This window comes from Flavobacteriales bacterium, assembly GCA_016704485.1.
Classification (GTDB): domain Bacteria; phylum Bacteroidota; class Bacteroidia; order Flavobacteriales_F; family PHOS-HE28; genus PHOS-HE28.
Map to the genome: position 1 here is coordinate 2,380,974 of JADJAA010000001.1, position 19,887 is coordinate 2,400,860.

Here is a 19,887-nt window from a genome sequence, read left to right on the forward strand (position 1 = left end):
ATTCGGTTTGTGATATTCTGAAGAGAAAGGTCGCCGGCATTGGAGCTGATCACTTTTGCAGGGGTGAAGTCATGAACCAGAGGTGTTCAAATTTAGCACAGGTTTGGAGCGATGTGTTGGAGGAGTTCAACGTCTTGGACCCATCGCTGAGTGTAATGTGCCGAGAGCATAATTTCCGTGCTGCCGATCGACCAGACGGTAACCACAGAATCTCTTTTTTTTTATGCACGATCGCATAAGCCCATCACCAAAGGCGCAACTGTCGCACCTTCCTTGGAATGGTTAATAAGATCGTTGATCGTTAGGTATCAAAAATGATTTAAGTCATAAAAATGAGGAGTCACAAAAGGAAGATTTGCGATCTCTAAAAACAGATCAGCATGTCAGCACTTACCTTGTTCGAGACCAACGTGAAGAACCAAACGAATAGCGAAACGAAGAAACGTCCTCTGGTCTTTGGTAAGGATGAGGTACTGGCCAATGCGATGGAGTATTTCCATGGTGATGAGTTGGCTGCGACCACCTGGATGAACAAGTATGCCTTGCGCAATGTAACAGGCGATCTGGTGGAATCTTCACCAATTGATATGCACCGCAGGATGGCCAAGGAATTCGCCCGCATTGAAGCGAAGTACCCGAAAGTGGAACCAATACAACGTGCGCAACTTTCGGCTTATGGTCAAAAGCGCAAGCCAATGGCCGAAGAGCACATTTTCCAACTTTTCGATGGTTTTCGGGACGTCGTTCCGCAGGGTAGCGTAATGGCTTCATTGGGTGATCCATATCGCCTAGCATCGTTGAGTAATTGCGTTGTACTTCCGTCGCCACAGGATTCTTATGGAGGTATTTTCCGGAACGATCAACAACTCGCGCAGCTCTTCAAACGGCGGTGTGGCGTGGGTTTTGATCTGAGCACCCTGCGGCCAGCCGGCGCGGCGGTGAGCAATGCAGCACGTACCAGCACGGGTGCCGTTTCGTTCATGGAACGCTTCAGCAACACCACGCGGGAAGTTGCACAGAAGGGTAGGAGAGGTGCGTTGATGTTGACCATGGACATCGCTCATCCGGATGTGGAGGAGTTCATCACCATGAAACAGGATCTACAGAAGGTCACCGGAGCGAATGTGAGCGTGCGCGTGAGCGATGCGTTCCTGAAAGCAGTAGAGGAAGATACCGAGTTCACCCAGCAGTGGCCGGTGGACTCCAAGGACCCGAAGATCACCAAGACCATAAAGGCGCGCGAACTGTGGAACACGTTGGTCACTTGCGCTCACAACACCGCAGAACCGGGTATCATTTTTTGGGATCGTCAACATCACTATTCCACTTCATCGGTTTATCCGGATTTCCGGAATGCGAGCACCAATCCATGTAGCGAGATCGCCATGCAAGGCGGTGACAGCTGCCGGTTGATCGCGATCAATATGCACAGTTTCGTCAAGGATCCATTCACATCCAACCCTTGGTTCGATCATGATCGTTTCGCTGAAGTATCCTATGAAGCGCAGCGTTTGATGGATGACCTGGTGGACCTTGAATTGGAAGCCGTGGACCGGATCCTGGCCAAGATCGATAGCGATCCCGAACCCGATGATGTGAAACTTGTTGAGCGCTCTACCTGGCAACTGTTACGTGATACGGGTAAGAAAGGGCGTCGAACAGGCCTCGGTTTTACCGGTCTTGCGGATGCCATTGCTGCGCTAGGTCTAAAGTACGACAGCGACGGTGCACGGGAGGCTGTGGAGGATATTATGAAGACCAAATGCCGCGCGGAATTCGACAGCAGCATCGATATGGCGATCGAACGTGGCGCGTTCCAAGCCTTTGATCCGGCTGTTGAACGCACTTCGGAATTCGTACAGATGTTGAGCGAGGAACTACCCGAAGTGCATGATCGCATGATGAAGTATGGTCGCCGCAACATCAGTTTGAGCACGGTTGCACCTACCGGTTCGTTGAGCCTGCTTACGCGCACCAGCAGTGGCATTGAACCCGTTTACATGTTGAGCTATACCCGTAGACGCAAGATCATGGGCAACGATCCAAGCGTCGAGGCCAACTTCACCGATGCGCAAGGTGATCAGTGGGAGGAATTTACCGTACACCACCCGCGTTTGTTGGAGTGGATGAAGGTTACAGGGAAGACCAATACCTCGGAAAGTCCATACCAAGGATCTACCGCGAACGACATTGATCACAAGCGGCGCGTGCGCATGCAGGCTGTGGTGCAGAAGTACACTACACATTCAATTAGCAGCACCATCAACCTTCCAAGCACGGCCACGGTCGAAGAAGTTGGGAACATCTATTTGGATGCTTGGCAGAATGGGTTGAAAGGCATCACCGTGTATCGCGATGGAAGCCGAAGCGGTGTTCTGGTGGCGACAACTGAAAAGAAAGACGAGACGAACGCACACCACGGTAAGCGCCCCGAGCGGTTGGAAGCCGACATCCTGCGGTTCAACAACGAAACAGAGCCGTGGTTGGCTGTTGTGGGAAAGTTGGATGGCAGGCCATACGAGATCTTCACCGGAAAGGCGGAAGGTGTTTTCGAACTACCACGTTGGGTGAAGAACGGCTGGGTCGTAAAGCGACGCGATCCAAACAACAAGAAGAACGTGTACGATCTGGAGTACGCGGATGCCGAAGGATTCCGCGCATCGGTGCAAGGGTTGAGCCGCAGTTTCGAGAAGGAGTATTGGAACTACGCGATCCTGATCAGTGGCATGATGCGCCAAGGTATGCCGCTACCGCAAGTGGTTGATGTGGTGACCAACTTGAACCTATATGACGCCACCCTGAACACATGGAAGAACGGTGTGGCACGAGCCCTGCAACGCTACATAGCAGATGGTACGCAAGCAACGGGCCGCCAGTGCGTTGATTGTGGGGACAAGGACGGCTTGTACTATGAAGAAGGCTGCCTGAAGTGCAAGAGCTGTGGTGGTTCAAAGTGCGGGTAGTTGGCGGGTAATTTGACAGGATCACAGGATCAGCAGGATTGACTCGTTATCGTTTTGGATTGTCTTGATAGGAGTTTGGATCGACACGACACGTAAGTGTTGGTCGGCTCTTTGGCGGAATGCGGATCTTGTCAATTACATTGGCCGTTGAATTTTGACTGCCGCCAAGACAACGATTCAGCACAAAGAACTTACTGAGAATCTTATCGGATGCGCAATGACAGTGCATCGAGCGTTGGGGCCAGGATTTCAGGAGTCTGTTTATCAGAATGCATTGGCGCATGAGCTGCAGAAACTAGGATTTCGCGTGGCTTGCGAGCAACGTATCCAAGTGCAATATGATACTGTTATCGTTGGAAATTTCATTGCGGATATGTTGGTGAATGAGATGGTCCTTATCGAGAACAAGGCGGTTCAGGTGTTCCATCTTAAGCACGAAGTACAAGTGGTGAATTACCTCACCGCAACAGGGATCGACGTTGGGCTTCTATTGAATTTCGGAGCGGACAGTCTTGGTTTCAAACGCAAGTACCGGAGGTTCCACATGATGAAGGATTGAGTTGTTATTTGATGGTATTGTATGAAGGTTCTTTTGACAGGATTACAGGATCAACAGGATTCGTTCTTGTTGAATTACTTGTTTGACCAAGTTTGGGATACGTCGCATGTCAATCCTGTTGATCCTTTAGTCCTGCCGTCCTTATGTTTTCCTGCCCATTATCAATCCAGTAAGCCCTTTGGATTCCAATACCCGAACACCCCCTCTTGTCCTTATACCCCGCCAAATTCCGGGCTTCATGTCAAGGTGCCGGGTCAGGAGAATGTCATAGTCCAAAATATATGACCTATGTCATGAAATAGGATAAGATGGTCCGGTACGTTTGTATAAGCTAGAATGTCCGAAAAGCAAGTTGTGCCGAACGGGTCGAATAACCCGAGTGGAGTTGGTGTACGCCAGCGCCGTACGGTCTATTTTGTGTTGATCGGTCTGTTCATCCTGCAAACTGGGCTCACCTACACCGTCTCTACGGAAGCGCCAATACCTGCGGCTGAACTCAACGCATCTGCCCAACGGGGTGAATCGCTTTACCGCGAATTCAACTGCACGGCCTGTCACCAGTTCTACGGTCTAGGTGGATATATGGGCCCCGACCTGACCAATGTTACTATTACAAAAGGGAAAGGACCGGAGTACGCACGTGCCTTCATCATCCATGGCTCTGGGCGCATGCCTGCGTTAGGTGTATCGAAGGAGCAGGCCGATGACCTGGTCGCTTTCCTCGAAGCGGTGGCTGCTACAGGTACTTATCCTATCCGGAATGTGGACCTTACACCATGGGGCACCTACCGCGAAATGCACAGCAATGCGAAGTGAGTTCACACCCGCCAAGGGATTTATTGTTGCTGGTCTCCTGGCCTTGTGGTGCGGCGCGCTGTTCGGTGTCATAGGATCATGGCAACATGTTGTGCCGAACGTGATCGATGCCATACCATTCGTGAAGTCAAGGCCGTTGCATGTGTCGTTAGTGATCGCGTGGATCTTCCTCACCGCAGTAGGTGGTGTGTACCACTATCTGCCAAAGATCGTTGGTGCACCGTTGCATTCTACGCGTCTGGCGTGGTTGCATTTAGCCGTGTTCGTTGGAACAGGCTTCGCCGTTATTGTATCGTACTTCATGGGCCGCTTCGGTGGTAGAGAATACTGGGAATTTCCGCCTGCTTTAGGTATTCCGATCGCCTTGTCTTGGGGTCTGTTGATCTACAACTTCTTCCGAACAGCGAAAAAGCACAATGGTCCATGGCCTGCGTATTTGTGGATGTGGGCCACAGGTGTGGTCTTCTTCCTGGTCACCTTTGCCGAAGCGAACCTTTACCTCTTTCCGCACTTCACGGGCAATATGGTGCGCGAGCTCACCGTGCAGTGGAAAGCCTATGGAGCGCTCACGGGTTCATGGAACCTCCTGGTGTACGGCACCGCAATGGTGGTGATGGAGCGCAGCACCGGCAACACCGTTATAGCCCGGTCGAAGATCGCTTACCTTTTGTTCGGTCTCGGCTTCACCAACCTGCTTTTCGGTTGGGCGCATCATATCTATCCGGTCCCATCGGCGTTGTGGATCCGCATCCTGGCCTATGCGATCAGCATGACGGAATGGATCATCCTTGCCCGTATGATCCATCAATGGCGAGCTACGATCGATGAAGGAAAGCGCGGTAGTTCCACGCTCTTCGGTCGCTTTCTTTTCGCCAGCGAAGCGTGGGTGTTCTTGAATCTTGGACTCGCTTTACTCATCTCCATACCCGCGATAAATCTCTTCACCCACGGCACACACATCACGGTAGCACATGCCATGGGAAGCACCATCGGAATTAACACCACGATCCTCTTTGCATCGGTGTTCTTCATCACACGCAAACAGTATTCGAGTGCACTTCGCACAGGGTTCTGGACTTTCAATATCTCGCTGCTCGTGTTCTGGCTTTGCTTGATCGGCGCCGGTTTGGTAAAGGGCTACTTCACGGTGATGACCGACCTGCCATTCCAAATTATCATGGAGAAGGCGTGGCCCTTCATTGCGGGTTTCGCGGTAAGCGGGATCGGATTGTTCACGGGCTTGAGCATGTTGGTATGGGGTGCATTGGAGGCGTTGTTGGCTCCCGGTCCCACGGAAGAAGCACGTTTGAACGGGACCATTGGGATTGATCTTGCCAAGGTGGATGCGAGCCGACGGAATGGAGAATCGAAAACACCGGTACATCAGCGATGAACGTTGAGCGGAACATAGCCGGAGCGGAGGTGCTGGGCCTTAGCCCCTACGAGCTCGTAGAGGGTATCCAGCGTCTGAAGAAGGAAAGGAACGCCATTATCCTAGCGCACTATTACCAAACACCGGACATTCAGGAATTGGCGGATTTCGTTGGCGATAGCCTAGCGTTGGCCAAAGCTGCCGACAAGACCGGTGCCGATGTGATCCTTTTTGCCGGTGTGCATTTCATGGCGGAAACCGCTAAGATCCTTAATCCGCAACGAACGGTTCTACTACCTGATCTCGATGCCGGATGTTCCCTCGCCGATTCTGCACCACCGGAGAAATTCAAGGCGTTCATCGATGCCCATCCGGATCATGTTGTTGTGAGCTACATCAACTGCAGTGCTGAGGTGAAGGCGATGAGCGATATCATCTGCACCAGCAGCAATGCGGTGCGTGTGGTGAACAGTATCCCATCGGAAAAGCCGATCATCTTCGCGCCGGACAAACATTTAGGTGCCTATGTACAACGCGTTACAGGACGGGAACTACTGCTGTGGGACGGCGTATGCGAAGTGCATGTGGAGATCAGCATAGACAAACTGAAGTTGTTACTTGGTAAACATCCCGATGCAAAGCTGATCGCACATCCTGAATGTCCGCCGGAGATCTTGGCCGAAGCGGATCATGTAGGGTCCACATCCTCATTACTGGAATTCGTGCAGAGTGATCCGGCCCGTACCTTTATTGTGGCCACCGAAGCTGGTATCCTTCATAAGATGCGCGCTGCGGCACCGGATAAGGAATTGATCCCGGCACCGGCTCATGCGAACAACACCTGCGCGTGTAGCGAATGCCCATACATGAAAATGAACACGGTGGAAAAGGTCTATTCTGCTTTGTTGAACGGATCGCCGGAGATCGTGTTGAATGAACAGGTCCGTCAACGTGCAGAGTTGGCGTTGCGGAATATGATGCAACTGGGATGAAGCGGCCTTTGAAAGTTATCGTTGTTGGTGGTGGTGTCGCAGGCATGTCATTCGCACTTCGACTCATCGACTTAATGGGCCGGGGTGAAGTGGATATCCGTTTGATCTCCAAAGCACCCGTAGAAACCAGCAATTCCCATGCAGCCCAAGGTGGTGTAGCGGCTGTGATCCATCCGGGCGATTCATGGGAACAGCATCGTGATGATACGATCGCTGTTGGTGCCGGCAGATGTGACGTGGAAGTAGTGGAACGTGTGGTGCGTGAAGGACCTGCGTGCATCCAAGAGCTAATGGATATTGGAGCGCGATTCGATAAAGATCCTCAAGGACGATTGGATGCGGCTTCGGAAGGAGGGCACCATGCTCCACGGGTGGTCCATCATAGCGATCATACGGGCGCGGAGATCGTGCGCGTGTTGCAACATAAGGTGCGTAACGCACAAGATATTTCGATCACGGAAACACTCGTAGCGCTGGACCTGCTGATCGCTGAAGATCATCGAGGCCGTCGCTGTCACGGTGTGCGCACCGTCGATATTCATTCCCATCAAGTGCGCGAGCATTTCGCAGATGTGGTAGTGCTGGCAACGGGCGGCGCGGGCCAGGTCTATCGGCATACGACCAATCCTGTTGGTGCCACGGGTAGTGGTGTGGCCATGGCCGTGCGTGCCGGCGTGCCGTTACGCGATATGGCCTTTGTGCAATTCCATCCCACAGCCTTATTCGATCCACGGCGGAAGGGAGTTTTCCTGATCAGCGAAGCCGTGCGCGGTGCTGGTGCGGTACTTTTACATCCCGATGGCACGCGTTTGATGCAAGGGTTGCACCCGATGGCCGATCTGGCACCACGCAACATAGTGGCACGCGCCATCCATACCGTTATGCGCGAACAAAGTGTACCCCATGTTTGGCTGGATGCAACGCGCATCGGTGGTCAACGTTTTGCACGCGAGTTCCCGAGGATCCTAGCACATTGCAAAGCGATCGGAATTGATCCCACCAAGGAACCCATTCCTGTAATGCCGGCCGCGCATTATTTGTGCGGTGGTATTCGAACCGATGCGAAGGGGTGTACCGCGTTACAAGGATTATATGCGCTCGGCGAATGTGCTTCCAGCGGATTGCATGGTGCCGATCGTTTGGCAAGCAATTCATTGTTGGAGGCTCTAGTGATCCCACGCCATGCAGCCGCTGCGGTCATGATCGCTGAATGGCCAGGTTCAATGCTCGAGGACATCGAGCTGGGGCGTTACGTGGATACGGAACATTCTTCCGCGATCGATACCATGGTCGTTGAATTGCGCGATATGATGACGGACCAAGTGGGCATCATGCGAGATCACGCCGGTTTGCGCAGCGCCCATCATGTTTTGTTATCGATGAGCGCACAAATGGAACGAGCTTGGAAGGAAGGTGAACGCTCTCTTTCATTCTATGAACTCCGCGATATGGTTTCGGTCGGCCGGGCCATTTGCGAACAAGCCATTGCCGAACCGCGCAATGCCGGCACGCATTGGAACAACGACTTTGCGCCGCTTCAACACATACGAACAGACACAACATTCAGTGCTTCATGACCACGCTGAATGGAGAATAATTGAACAAATGAACCGATCGACCATTCCCTACACGCCCCACACCTTTCACATACCTGTGATGGGTCTGGGCTATACCATAGATACACCGGTCAAGGTGGCACACTTCGGCATTAGTTCCGTAGTATCCATCATCGAGGATGAACTCGTGGAACGCATGCGCGAATTCCATTGTGGAAATTTCGGTGAAGCATACGTTCCGATCCCGAAAAAGGAGCTTGACCATCGCGCATTGCGGATCACGGCATACTTGGACCTGATGCAACGCATCGTGGATCGCAATGTGGAACAACTGCGAAAAGCACCCTACGAACCCGGTTCCGATCTCACCAAGTACTTCGAGATGCTGCCCATGGGCAGCCTTGAAAAAGCGATGTACGAGGAAATGATGCAAATGGAGGAAGGGCCGAAAAAGCAGGGCTATCAAGATGAACTTCGCCGTACCGTACGCGCAGGTGCGATCGACGTGAACATCATGGCGAAGATCGATCCACAACGGTATACCAAAGAGGGCGAAGCACTTCCCGCTGAGTACGCCGATGCGATGGCCGCATTCCGTGGATTCGCGAAGAGCACGCTTTCAGGTTCCGTTGTGCTCAGTGCAGGCTATAACCCACGGCTATATGCCTACATCGCGGAGTTCCCGGATTTTCTCCCCGATGCGCAAGGGCGCCTGAAAAAGAAAGTGATCCTGAAAGTGAGCGATCTGCGTTCCGCGAAAGTACAAGGCAAGATCCTCGCGAAGAAAGGCGTGTGGGTCTCGGAGTACCGGATCGAGAGCGGATTGAATTGTGGCGGTCATGCCTTCGCAACGGATGGCATTCTGCTGGGTCCGATCCTGGAAGAATTCAAGAACGAACGCGTAGCGATGGGCGAAGAGATCGCAACGATGTGCAACAAAGCACTATTGGAAAGTGGGCAACGGGAATTCACGGTTCTGCCTTCGGTGCGCGTTACCGTGCAAGGTGGCATTGGAACGGTATACGAAGATCATTTCCTACGCACATATTACGAAATGGATGGCACCGGTTGGGGAAGTCCATTTCTGTTAGTGCCAGAAGCCACCAACGTGGAAGACAGGACACTTGAGCAGCTTACGAAAGCGAAGCCCGATGATTACTTCTTGAGCTGGGCATCACCGCTCGGGATCCCCTTCAACAACTTCCGACCAAGCACGTCTGAGGCGCAGCGGAAGATGCGCATCGAGAAGAACCGTCCGGGCAGTCCGTGCTACAAGGACTTTCTTTCCACCGACACCGAGTTCACTGACACCCCGATCTGCACCGCGTCACGCCAGTACCAGAACCTGAAGATCAAACAACTTGATTCAATGGGGTATGGCAAAGAGCGTCATGCACGCGAACTCGAACGCATTACTGCCAAGGACTGTCTCTGTGAAGGACTGGGTGCAAGTGCATTACTGAAAGAGGGCTTAACACCCGCCCACAAGATGGAGGCCGTGGCCATTTGTCCAGGTCCGAACACGGCATATTTCTCGCAAGTTGTGCCGTTATCAACCATGGTGGATCATATCTACGGTCGCCTATCGCTACTGAACGACAACCTGCGTTCGCACATGTTCGTGAACGAATTGGTGCTGTACGTGAAGTATTTGCAACGTGAGATCGATCAGGTGAAGGAAGACATCACCGAGAAGCAACATAAATTCTTCGAGAAGTTCCGTGCAAATCTGCTGATCGGAATCCAGTACTACGAGGACTTGGTACCTAAGCTGCGCGAGCATGGACTCCCGAATATGGAAGGATTCACTGCGGAATTGAACCGTCATGCGCAGGACCTGCGTTCGCTAATGATCCCATTGGCTGTGCAGGTTTGATCGGTTCCACCGTCATGTTGGGGATCTCTGTAATGCTGCTCCCCTAATGTTTTTACAAGTGCATTCATCCGAATGAAGTGAAATAAAGTATAAGGCAAGGACGCAATGGATAAACTATCACCTCGTATCCTAGAGATGATCAAAGGCTTGTCCCCCGCCTATTTCGCTATGGTGATGGCGACCGGTATTGTCTCCATCGCATCCCAGTTGTTGGGGATGACCGGCATCGCCAGGGCCATGTTCATGTTGAACATCTTCGCCTATGCGGTCCTGCTGGCGTGTACGATCCTGCGCTTCATTTTATATAGGCCTGAGTTCTTCAAGGACCTGTTCAGCCATACCAACGGCGTCGGGTTCTTTACGTTGGTCACCGCCACCTGTGTGCTAGGTTCCCAGTCCGTGTTGCTGAATGGAGATTATGGGATGGCGCTGATCCTATGGGTGGTCGGGATCGTTCTGTGGCTGATCGTCACCTACACCGTGTTCATCACCTTCACCATCAAGGAGGACAAGCCTCCACTGGAGGTCGGGATCAACGGTGCGTGGTTGCTCGCAGTGGTGTCCACGCAAGCCTTGGCCGTCCTCAGTGCGCAGCTGTCCATGCACTTCGAAGCGCACAAGCTGATCATTAATTTCTTCGCGTTCTCCATGTGGCTTTGGGGCGGCATGCAGTACATCTGGATGATCTCGCTGATCTTCTACCGGTATACTTTTTTCAAATTCTCCCCGAGCGATCTTTCACCGCCGTATTGGATCAACATGGGCGCCATGGCGATCTCCACCCTAGCTGGGTCGCTGCTCATTATGAATTCTCCCCACGCGCCCTTCCTGTTCTCAACACTGGCCTTCCTCAAGGGCTTCTCGATCTTCTACTGGGCCACCGGTACTTGGTGGATCCCGATGCTGATCATCCTTGCCTATTGGAGGCATATCTACAAGAAATTCCCGCTCACGTATGACCCGCTCTATTGGGGCGCGGTCTTCCCCTTGGGCATGTACACGGCGTGCACGTTCATGGCGGCGAAAGCCATGGATCTTGAGTTCTTGATGCCGATCCCTAAGTACTTCATCTATGTGGCCCTGCTTGCTTGGTCCACGGCGTTCATCGGGTTGATCCGTAAACTGGTGAATGACCTCTTTTACGCTGGAGCACAATAACGGGAACGGAAAGAGAAACTCTGGTGAATAATACGGATCCAACGCACATATCAAGTCGAGGTCGATCGCTTTGAACAAGCTTGGATCACCCCGACTCAGCCGCCAATGGACTGCATCGTTCTATTTCCGGTGTGGTTGACCGGATCGCTGAACGCTTCCATGGTATCCATCCCTCCGCGTGCCTTTTTCTTGTGGAGTACGGTGCTACGGATCAACTCGGTGATGTCCTCTCCTTTGCGGTAGGCGCTCAACAGGTCGGTCTCGGTGCCCGAGAACAGGCAGTTCTTCATCCGGCCATCCGCCGTAAGGCGTAGCCGGTTGCACGAATCGCAGAACGGATTGGTCACCGTACTGATGACCGCGAACGAACCTTTGTGTCCTTTGATCCGGTAGTGCTTGGCCGTGTCATGTGGGCCGTCCTGGAGCCGTTCGATGTTGTCCGCTCCGAAGCGGGTCCCCACCATGTCAAGGACTTCCTGCAAGGAGACACCCTTGCTCCAGTCCCACTTGTTCCCGTCGAAGGGCATGAACTCGATGAAGCGGACCCGGATGCCTTCATCCATTGTCCATTGAACGAAATCACAGATCTCATCGTCGTTCGTTCCGCGGATCAGCACCGTGTTCACTTTCACATCGTAACCCTTTTCCATCAGTAAGCTGATGTTGGTCTTCACCTCCTTGAAATAGTCGCGTCGCGTGATCCGTTGCATCCGTTCGGCGTTCAGTGTGTCCAAGCTTACGTTCACATTGCGGACACCAGCTCGATCGAATACATCAATGAACCGGTCCACCAGTACGCCGTTGGTTGTGATCGCCAACTCCACGGGGAGTCGGGCCAGACCTTCAATGAGATCTGCGGCATCGCGGCGCACCAAGGGTTCACCACCGGTAAGGCGGATCTTGCGCACACCCATGGAAACGAACGTGCTGGCAATTGCAAGCAATTCCTCCTGCCGCATGAACTCTTCCCGTGGCCGAAGTTCGATCCCCTCCTCCGGCATGCAGTAGAAACACCGCATGTTGCACCGCTCCGTCAGAGAGATCCGGAGATAGTCGTGCCTTCTTCCGAAAGTGTCCGTCAACAGCGTGCCCTGTTCGTTCATCGCTCGGTCAGTTCGCGATGCCATCGAACTCGTTGGTGGTGATCAGCTTGTGTGCAAGCGGGAATAGGATGTTGTCCTCACGATGGATATGCAGGCGGAGTAATTCCGTGAGCTCCCGGCCCGTGTTGCATGCCGTGTCCAGCACGAACGCGGCCGAGCGGGCATCATGAAGGTGTGCCGCAAGGCCAAGCATGTTGAAACACAAGGCTCCGAGCTGGATGAATTTCACATGGTCATCCTCCATCAGGTCGATCGCTGTGCGCGGGGTCTTATCGATGCTGTGCTCACCAGAGGCGACGAGCTTGCTGTGCAGCAGCGGAAATAATTGTCTTTCCTCGCGACGGTTGTGATCGAGCAATCCATCGTCGAAGTATTCAAAGAAGTCATGGAAGTCCGTGCTGATCGTCTCGTCCATCCGATATTGCTGGTCCTTATATTTCGCTAGCGCCTTATCGAAGCGCTCGATCATTTCCACCGCATTCTTGTGATCGTCCATATAGCGCCGGAGCAAGGCATGCATTGCTTCATAAGGTACGTCCTCGATCACTGCGCCACCGTAAGCATCCGGCGGATCCATGGGTGAGTTCTCCTCGTCCTCCAAGCCTTTCTCCACGTTCCTCTGGAGCGGGTCGGTCTTCTTCAGGCTCGGGTCCAGCTTGGGGCCTTTATTATCCAATCGTTTCTTGGTTACAGGGTCAATGATCTTCATGGCGTTATGTGCTGCTGGGTATGATGATGAACTCGATGTTCTGCGGTATCGTGTGCGAAAGGGATCCCAGTGCGGATCCGTCTTGTGCGAAAGAACGCAAGTTCTGGAAGAAAGGAACATGATCTTTATCATGGAATGTATCCCCCGTTCTCATTGGGAAGCAGCCCTCTCCAGTGCATGAACCCATGTATGTGTGCATCCAGGTCATCGCACTCAGGAAGGTATGCGCACTTTATGCACGCCCACACCGTTGAGCCAGAATACATGCCGTGGACCGGTTTTTTTGTCCGTGGCGGTGATCAGCACGAACTCGCCCTTGGCACCGATGGGTGCGCCATCCTCCTCGAACAGGATGAAGGTGCTGTCGCCGATCTCGTGGTTGTACAATTCGCCCCAGGAGAAGGTGGCCATATAGTCGTCAGTGGCTTGGGCCACGAAGTAGAAGTTACGGTCCTTGTGATCGTCCTGTGCCAATTCCGCCTTGTCCAGAACGTCGCGGAGCAACACCCCCTTGTAACCCTTCGTGGAACTCATCTTCGTACCGGTCTGGCATACCACATCGAAGGCCGCGCCCTCATGCATGGGTAGGGTCTTCAAGTCGTTCATCATGAACTTCATCGGGTGTATCACATCCCCGTATATCTCAACACTGTGGCTACGGTGGTCCGCAGTATCCTCCGGGGCGATACGCTTCATACAAACGTGTCCCGGTGCCGTATGGTCTGCGTGGTCCTCCTGTGCCATGGGTTCCGGCGGAGGAGCTGTGGATCCTGCCTGCTGGCAAGCCTGAGTAGGTGCCAATAGAGCAAAAAGTATCAAGATGGGTAGGTGCTTCATGGTCGTGTTCATGGTGTTGGTACTGTTTTGCGTTTGGTGGGATCAATGGAACGGAACAACAGGCGCACCATGAAGTTCCGCCCTTCGCAAGGGTAGCCTTCCACGATAGCGTAGTTGGTGTCAAGTAGGTTGTTCGCACTGCCCTCCATGGAGAATCGCGGACCGATGTTGAAGCCGACCTTCGCATTGACCAAGGTGTATGGATCCGTGCGCGTGCCGTAGCTCGTGGAATACCGGAAATCATCGTACTCCGTGCTGGCGTTCAGGTACAGCAGTTTGGACGGGCGGAAGTCCACGTATGCGAACACCTTGTTGGCCGGCACATCGGTGAAGTGGATCTCGGGCCGGTCCTGGTTCTTCCGCTGGATGTACGAATAGTTCGCACCGACGCGCACGTTGGCATGCGGAGCATAAGCCACGGCGAGCTCTCCTCCAAGGAACTCCGCGCGGCCCGTATTCTGCATCTGCCATTTGCTGCCCACCGCATTGTCCACCTGCTGGATCACATCGTCCAAGCTGTTGTAGAACAATGCGGCATCCACTTGGAGCTTGCTGCCGAATGTGCCCGTATAGCTGAACTCGGTGTTGTAGCTGAACTCCGAGGCGAGGCCGGGGTTAGGCACCGCCGCACCCATGCGGTAGGAATAGCGGTCCTTCACCGTAGCGAATCGGCTCTTGCGGGAACCGGCTAGGCGTAGGAAATGCATGGGGTGCAGCTTGTATTGGAGCAGCAGCTGGGCGTTGACCGCCTCGTTCGCGGGGGCACTGCCGAAGGGTACGATCTGCTCAGTGGCCGGGTCAATGTTATCGGCCTGAATGTTCCCACGTGCATTGTAGCTGATGCCCGGGGTTACTTGCCATTTCTCCTTGATGTAAAGGATGTTCTCCAAGCCGATGGAGTACGTTCGGTCACGAAATGTCTGTACAGGATCTCCCACGTTGTGCTCCTGGTGTTCATCATAACGGTAGGTCGCTGCCACCTTGGTAAGATTGTTCTTCACGGCCTGTGCCACGTACTCTACAGAGCCGCCGTAGGCTTGGTCGTTATAGCGGCTCTCGAAGGCATAGGGCTTCGTCATCGTGCTCATTGTACTATCGTCATAGCTGTTCAATGCGTTCTGGAAGCGGTCCAGGTATACCTTGGCGTTCAACTCGTCCTTGGAGCCACGGAAGCGGTTGCGCGACATGAAGTACACGTTCTGCTTATCCCACGAAGGCCACTCCCAGAAGCGCGGTTTCTTCAGTAAGGGATTACGTTCATCAGTGCCGCCATAGATCGGCACGCCCTTCTCGCCGTGTTGCTGCACATAGCCCACCACGTATTCGGTGTTCGCGTTCGGTGCATATCCGGCCTTGATATTGATGCGCTGGTCCGTGAAGCCCGAACCATCCCGCTGGCCTCCGTTCTCGTGCTTGGTGGGCACAAAGTCCTTGGATAGGCTGTAGTCCCCGCGTTGCATGTACGCGATCCCGCCCTGCGCAAAGAACTTACCGCGCCACCCTCCGAGGTTGACGTTTCCAGTGCCCCCGTTCGTGTTGATCAATGCGAGACTGCCATTGTAGTCCAACTTGCCCACCGGCTTGCGCGTTAACATGTTGATGGCTCCGCCCATGGTGTTAGGACCGTACAGGATGGAAGTAAAACCCTTGGAAATGTCGATCCGCGAGAGGTCCATGGTGGCGAAGCGAGCCAGGTCCACATAGCCATCGTAGGGCACGTAGATCGGTATGCCGTCCAGGAACACGGGTACTTGCCGCAGGTCGAATCCGCGCACATTCACCATGGTTTCATTCCGTGAGCCTGATGCGGCCAGCGTGACACCGGGAAGCAGGTTCACGGCGTCGGCCACATTGAACCTGTTGTACAATTCGATGTCTCTTGGTGTGACCGTGGTGAGCGAATCCTGCTTCGAGTTGCCTACAATGGTGACGACGCCGAGTTCATACACACGGCCGGGCTGAACAGTGGAAGTGCTGTCCGTGGTGGCCTGGGCTAAAGCCGTGAGGCTCATTAGCACCATGGCGATAGTGGGGATCGGTCGTGTGCAAGGATGCATGATAGCGTTATGTATGGCAGGATATAGCGCGAATTAAGCGAAGCTTGAGTAGGTAGAAAATGATACAGGTCATAATTCAGTTTTTTCGATAGTGGACGGAACGAAAGTGCGACTCAAGGTGCCGGTGCGGCGGTCCCGTACTCGGCCGATCAGAACTGTAGACCTGTGAACCGTTTTTTGATGTTCGGTCGGTACAGAATGGCGATATAGGCCCAATTCTGGATATTCGCCATGGCAGGCACGCCTTCCAAGTGTTGTAATGTCTTCGTGACGAATAATTGGGAATAGCCCACCTGCACAGAGACCACATCGTTCACGATCCGGCCCATGGTCAGGTCGATCTCGTTGCCGAGCCTGTTGTCCATCTTCTTTCCGTCCTTCACTACGTCGGCAGGAGCCTGTAGTTCATGGATGTTCATTGAAAGGAAGGTGCGCTTGTTCAGGTCGTATTTCACACGTACGTACACGTCCATCAAGCCAACCGAGTTCGCACCACGACCACCTACATAGAAGTGATCCATGTAGCCATTATGCGCATGGTTGGTCCCGTACATCGGAGCGTAGGACCGGTTCACTTTGTCGGTGGCATCCTGTGCGGTGCCAGAAAGCAACTCGCCACCCAGTGTCACGAGCAGTGCTGATCCCTTTTCCTTGTTGAATTCGAATTTGTATGAGGCTTGCACATTGGCGTCGTAGGCTTCTACTTCACGCTTCCCTACATCCTCGCCGATCTGTTGGTAGTAGAAGCCGGAAAGGGTTAGCCCGCCGTTCTCATAGCGAATTGTCGGTAGGCCGATGGTCTGCGTATAGCGCACGCCTTGCTCGGTCAGTGCACCGAGGCTATCCGTAGTGGTGTACTGCAGCCCGTTGTTCCATAGCAGTGCGCTGAACTTGAACTTGGTCCAACCTTGTTCGATCCACAGCATCTGCGCCACTTTGTACTGGTTGGCTACGGCGTAAGGCGAATGGGTGAGTGATTCCTGTGCCGCATTGAACGCTGCACCAACATGCAGCTTCGTCTTGTTCTTCTCGAACTTCAGCAATGCGATGTCATGTGACCGTGCTTGAAGAGCCCAGTCCAAATTGCCGAGGAAGCGGGCGTTGTCATAGTTGAGTTCCTGAAGTCCGAGCTTCAGGGTCCAGCTCGTATCAAGCTTGATCTCCGACCAGGCTTCGTGTACCGAAAGGAAGTCGTCACTGGCGTTTGCTTGGGCGGTACTTCCCCATGTGCGCACATCCTGTACGCTCATGAAGAAGCTCACTTTATTATGGGTGAATGAGGCATGCAAGCGGGCGCGGTGGCTAATGAAGAACGCCGGATCCTGGATCGTGTCCATGAGCTTTCCGTAGCCGTTGCGGAACTCACTGCGTTGCAGCAGTTGTCCGCCCCAGGTGAATTGCGGGAACGCAAGTTGAGGTATTAGTATGGTGATCAGACCGGACAGGCAAAGCGCATGGATCCGATCCGACCAGTTCTTTGCGTTACATGACATGAACGGAACAGATCAGGAACACCCCGCCCACTAATTCACACTTGATAGGAAGCTTACGCGCATTTGCACGCACCTTACCGATCAGGCGTTTTATTCCGGATGTGTTCATTCGTTCCAATGGATCATGCGGCTAACTACTCGGCTCATCCACCAGTAGCACATGATCGAGAGCACAAGCATGAGCATCCAAGAGCTGGTCCAAAGACCGGAGCCATCCAGCAGGTAGCCGAAGAGGATGGGGCAGAAGAAGCCGCCGAGGCCACCGATAACCCCGACCATGCCGCCAACGACGCCCACTTCTGAAGGGAAGTACTCAGAGATGTGCTTGTACACAGCGGCCATGCCGATGCCCCAGACGAGACCGATGAGGATCACTAGGATGGTGAAGACCCGCATATTGGCCTGGAAATAGATCTGCGTGATACCTCTTGCCAGAAGCTGTCGCTTTCCCACTTGGTCCCCTATCTTCACCATCGGCTGTTGCCAGCTGGCCTTGGTGGGCATAACGAGTTGTCTACTGTCCAACTTTTCAAAGTCATGGCGTATCCGTGTGAGCGGATAGTCTATTCCACCTACCGTTACCAAGCTGTCGTTCACCTGCTCCACCACGCCTGCTTTTGCGGCCATGACCCCGCGACCGGGCGATACCACCATCATCTTGGGCACTATCAGACACAGGCTGATCAGGATCGAGGCGCCCAGAACACCATATAGTACCCGGCGTGCTCCCCACTTGTCGCTGAACCAGCCGCCCACGGCCCGTGTCAGCCCAGCTGGAAGGCTGAACATGGACGCGAACAGACCAGCCGTCACCAACGAGGTGCCGTACACGTTCACATAATACGGTACCAGCCACTGGGCGAAGGCCACAAAACAGCCGAACACTAAAAAATAATACAGGCCAAAGCGCCACATGCGTGTAACCCGCATGGGCTTGAGTAGTGCAGCTAAAGTGCGCGGCGGTCCGCCCAGCTTGCGGTTCTCGGTGAACAGTACCATGAGGACGGCCATGCCCACCAGCACGGCAGCATAGAGTTGGGGCAACAGGCGCCATCCCTCCAGATCAGCTCCGTCATGGGTCAAGTAAAGTAAGAGCGTGGGGGCGAAGAGGGTGGTGAGTGCAGCGCCTGCATTGCCGGCTCCGAAGATGCCCATGGCAAGGCCCTGCTGTTTTTTAGGATACCATACCGAGGCACTGGCGATCCCCACTGCAAAACTGGCTCCCGAGAGGCCGAAGCCGAAACTCATCAATGCAAACCCTGCGAAGGAGTTCATATAGGATAGTAAGAATAATGGAATGGCGGCCACCACCAACAGCAAGATGAATACCCATTTGCCTCCAAAGCGGTCCGTGAGAATACCTAAGGGTAGTCGGAAAATGGAACCCGTGAGCACCGGTATGCCCAGCAGCCAGCCTACCTGCACCGAGGACCAATGGAATACCGAATGGTCCACCAGAAAAGTGACCAGTACGCCGTTCATCATCCACGCCGCGAAGCACAGAGTGAACGCGATCGTGTTCAAGGTCAACATGCGGTGCGATTTGCCCGTGGCTTTCTCCATCATGTTCATCGTTCTGCGTAGTTGATCATTATTCTGTTGAGTCCAAAGTGAAAGCAGGGATAACGTGTAGTGATTTAGTGAATGGGCGCGGGATCAATGTTCAAGGCTCCCCCAGTCGGGTATTAGGTCGGACCGGTGTAATACCATCCCATATTCCGGAGCAAATATATTTGTGTTGATATGAAATAATATGATGTGTATCATATATTGAAATTAGAATAGAGGTACCTTTCGGGGCCGAATGGATTACGCGATCGACAGGTGTCATTCTTGGTCGGGTCGTTCCTGACCAATTGTGGTTAACATTGAACCCTATCGCATAAATTCGGGTTGAATATTCATTGTCTAAACACCCATCCATGACAGAAATAAAAGAGAACGTTCCCCTGGAGGTCATTCGTAAGAGTCCAGCGTTACACGAGACGATAGCGTTCTGGTTCTCGGATCGTGATCATTTGAGATCGCCGTTCCCACCGGAGATCCGAGAGGAATTGACGGAAAAGGCCGCAGTTCAATTCCACAAATGGGTTAACCTGCTTGATCCAAAGGCCAAGGGCGAAGTGGACGATGAGGTGATCGGTGAGAAGATCGAGGAGATCATCTTTGCGTGCGCTATGGAATTGGTGACCGATGTCGAGCAGCGCATCACCATCCGTTATCCCTTCATGCCAAGACCAGGAGACCCGATCACATCATCGGATGGCGCAGAGTCCAAGGTGATCGCACGGAAGATAGAGAAGGAAGGTAAGGATGGCTTCCTTATGGTTCTTGCGCGGGAGACCGGTTCAAGCAAGGAGTGGAGCACTCGGTTTGAATTGCCTTGATCGCTTTTG

15 protein-coding genes are annotated in these 19,887 nt (G+C 53.4%); 9 read left to right on the plus strand and 6 right to left on the minus strand.

The genetic code is table 11. The features are described from left to right. Positions 1 to 380: 380 nt before the first annotated feature. The 8 genes from IPF95_10135 (at position 381) to IPF95_10170 (ending at position 11,292) form a co-directional block, all read left to right on the plus strand. Positions 381 to 2,963: an adenosylcobalamin-dependent ribonucleoside-diphosphate reductase gene (locus IPF95_10135; GenBank protein MBK6475051.1), complete on the plus strand. Its 2,583-nt coding sequence runs from the start codon at positions 381 to 383 to the stop codon at positions 2,961 to 2,963. Between the two features lie 175 nt (positions 2,964 to 3,138). Continuing rightward, complete coding sequence (locus tag IPF95_10140) at positions 3,139 to 3,522, plus strand: GxxExxY protein (GenBank protein ID MBK6475052.1); 384 nt, start codon at positions 3,139 to 3,141, stop codon at positions 3,520 to 3,522. A gap of 336 nt (positions 3,523 to 3,858) precedes the next feature. Continuing rightward, on the plus strand, positions 3,859 to 4,338 hold the full coding sequence (locus tag IPF95_10145; protein MBK6475053.1) for a cytochrome c: 480 nt from the start codon (positions 3,859 to 3,861) through the stop codon (positions 4,336 to 4,338). Next, a complete protein-coding gene (locus IPF95_10150) occupies positions 4,328 to 5,731 on the plus strand; it encodes a cbb3-type cytochrome c oxidase subunit I (protein ID MBK6475054.1) in 1,404 nt (467 codons plus the stop codon). The genes IPF95_10145 and IPF95_10150 overlap by 11 nt, the downstream gene beginning before the upstream one ends. Beyond that, the gene (gene nadA, locus IPF95_10155) at positions 5,728 to 6,702 is read left to right on the plus strand and encodes a quinolinate synthase NadA (protein MBK6475055.1); all 975 of its coding nucleotides are present in this window, start codon (positions 5,728 to 5,730) and stop codon (positions 6,700 to 6,702) included. Before IPF95_10150 ends, nadA begins: the two co-directional genes overlap by 4 nt. Then, a complete protein-coding gene (gene nadB, locus IPF95_10160; GenBank protein ID MBK6475056.1) occupies positions 6,699 to 8,279 on the plus strand; it encodes an L-aspartate oxidase in 1,581 nt (526 codons plus the stop codon). Before nadA ends, nadB begins: the two co-directional genes overlap by 4 nt. Positions 8,280 to 8,307: 28 nt before the next feature. Next, positions 8,308 to 10,134 carry a hypothetical protein gene (locus IPF95_10165; GenBank protein ID MBK6475057.1) on the plus strand — a complete coding sequence of 609 codons (1,827 nt, stop codon included), beginning with the start codon at positions 8,308 to 8,310 and terminating at the stop codon, positions 10,132 to 10,134. A gap of 105 nt (positions 10,135 to 10,239) precedes the next feature. Continuing rightward, a complete protein-coding gene (locus IPF95_10170; protein MBK6475058.1) occupies positions 10,240 to 11,292 on the plus strand; it encodes a tellurite resistance/C4-dicarboxylate transporter family protein in 1,053 nt (350 codons plus the stop codon). 95 nt (positions 11,293 to 11,387) lie between these two features. Here the strand turns inward: IPF95_10170 and moaA are convergent, their stop codons facing one another. The 6 genes from moaA to IPF95_10200 all read right to left on the minus strand — a co-directional run bounded on the left by moaA (position 11,388) and on the right by IPF95_10200 (position 19,057). After that, positions 11,388 to 12,395 carry a GTP 3',8-cyclase MoaA gene (moaA, locus tag IPF95_10175; protein MBK6475059.1) on the minus strand — a complete coding sequence of 336 codons (1,008 nt, stop codon included), beginning with the start codon at positions 12,393 to 12,395 and terminating at the stop codon, positions 11,388 to 11,390. 7 nt (positions 12,396 to 12,402) lie between these two features. Beyond that, positions 12,403 to 13,104 (minus strand): hemerythrin domain-containing protein, encoded by a 702-nt coding sequence (locus IPF95_10180; protein MBK6475060.1) that lies wholly within the window; start codon positions 13,102 to 13,104, stop codon positions 12,403 to 12,405. A gap of 213 nt (positions 13,105 to 13,317) precedes the next feature. After that, positions 13,318 to 13,953: a molybdopterin-dependent oxidoreductase gene (locus IPF95_10185; protein ID MBK6475061.1), complete on the minus strand. Its 636-nt coding sequence runs from the start codon at positions 13,951 to 13,953 to the stop codon at positions 13,318 to 13,320. Next, complete coding sequence (locus IPF95_10190; protein ID MBK6475062.1) at positions 13,950 to 15,998, minus strand: TonB-dependent receptor; 2,049 nt, start codon at positions 15,996 to 15,998, stop codon at positions 13,950 to 13,952. The genes IPF95_10185 and IPF95_10190 overlap by 4 nt, the downstream gene beginning before the upstream one ends. 149 nt (positions 15,999 to 16,147) lie before the next feature. Then, the gene (locus IPF95_10195; protein ID MBK6475063.1) at positions 16,148 to 17,425 is read right to left on the minus strand and encodes a hypothetical protein; all 1,278 of its coding nucleotides are present in this window, start codon (positions 17,423 to 17,425) and stop codon (positions 16,148 to 16,150) included. A gap of 171 nt (positions 17,426 to 17,596) precedes the next feature. Beyond that, on the minus strand, positions 17,597 to 19,057 hold the full coding sequence (locus IPF95_10200) for a NarK/NasA family nitrate transporter (protein ID MBK6475064.1): 1,461 nt from the start codon (positions 19,055 to 19,057) through the stop codon (positions 17,597 to 17,599). A gap of 356 nt (positions 19,058 to 19,413) precedes the next feature. Here IPF95_10200 and IPF95_10205 point away from each other — a divergent pair, with 356 nt between their 5' ends. Next, the gene (locus IPF95_10205; GenBank protein MBK6475065.1) at positions 19,414 to 19,878 is read left to right on the plus strand and encodes a hypothetical protein; all 465 of its coding nucleotides are present in this window, start codon (positions 19,414 to 19,416) and stop codon (positions 19,876 to 19,878) included. Positions 19,879 to 19,887: the final 9 nt, after the last annotated feature.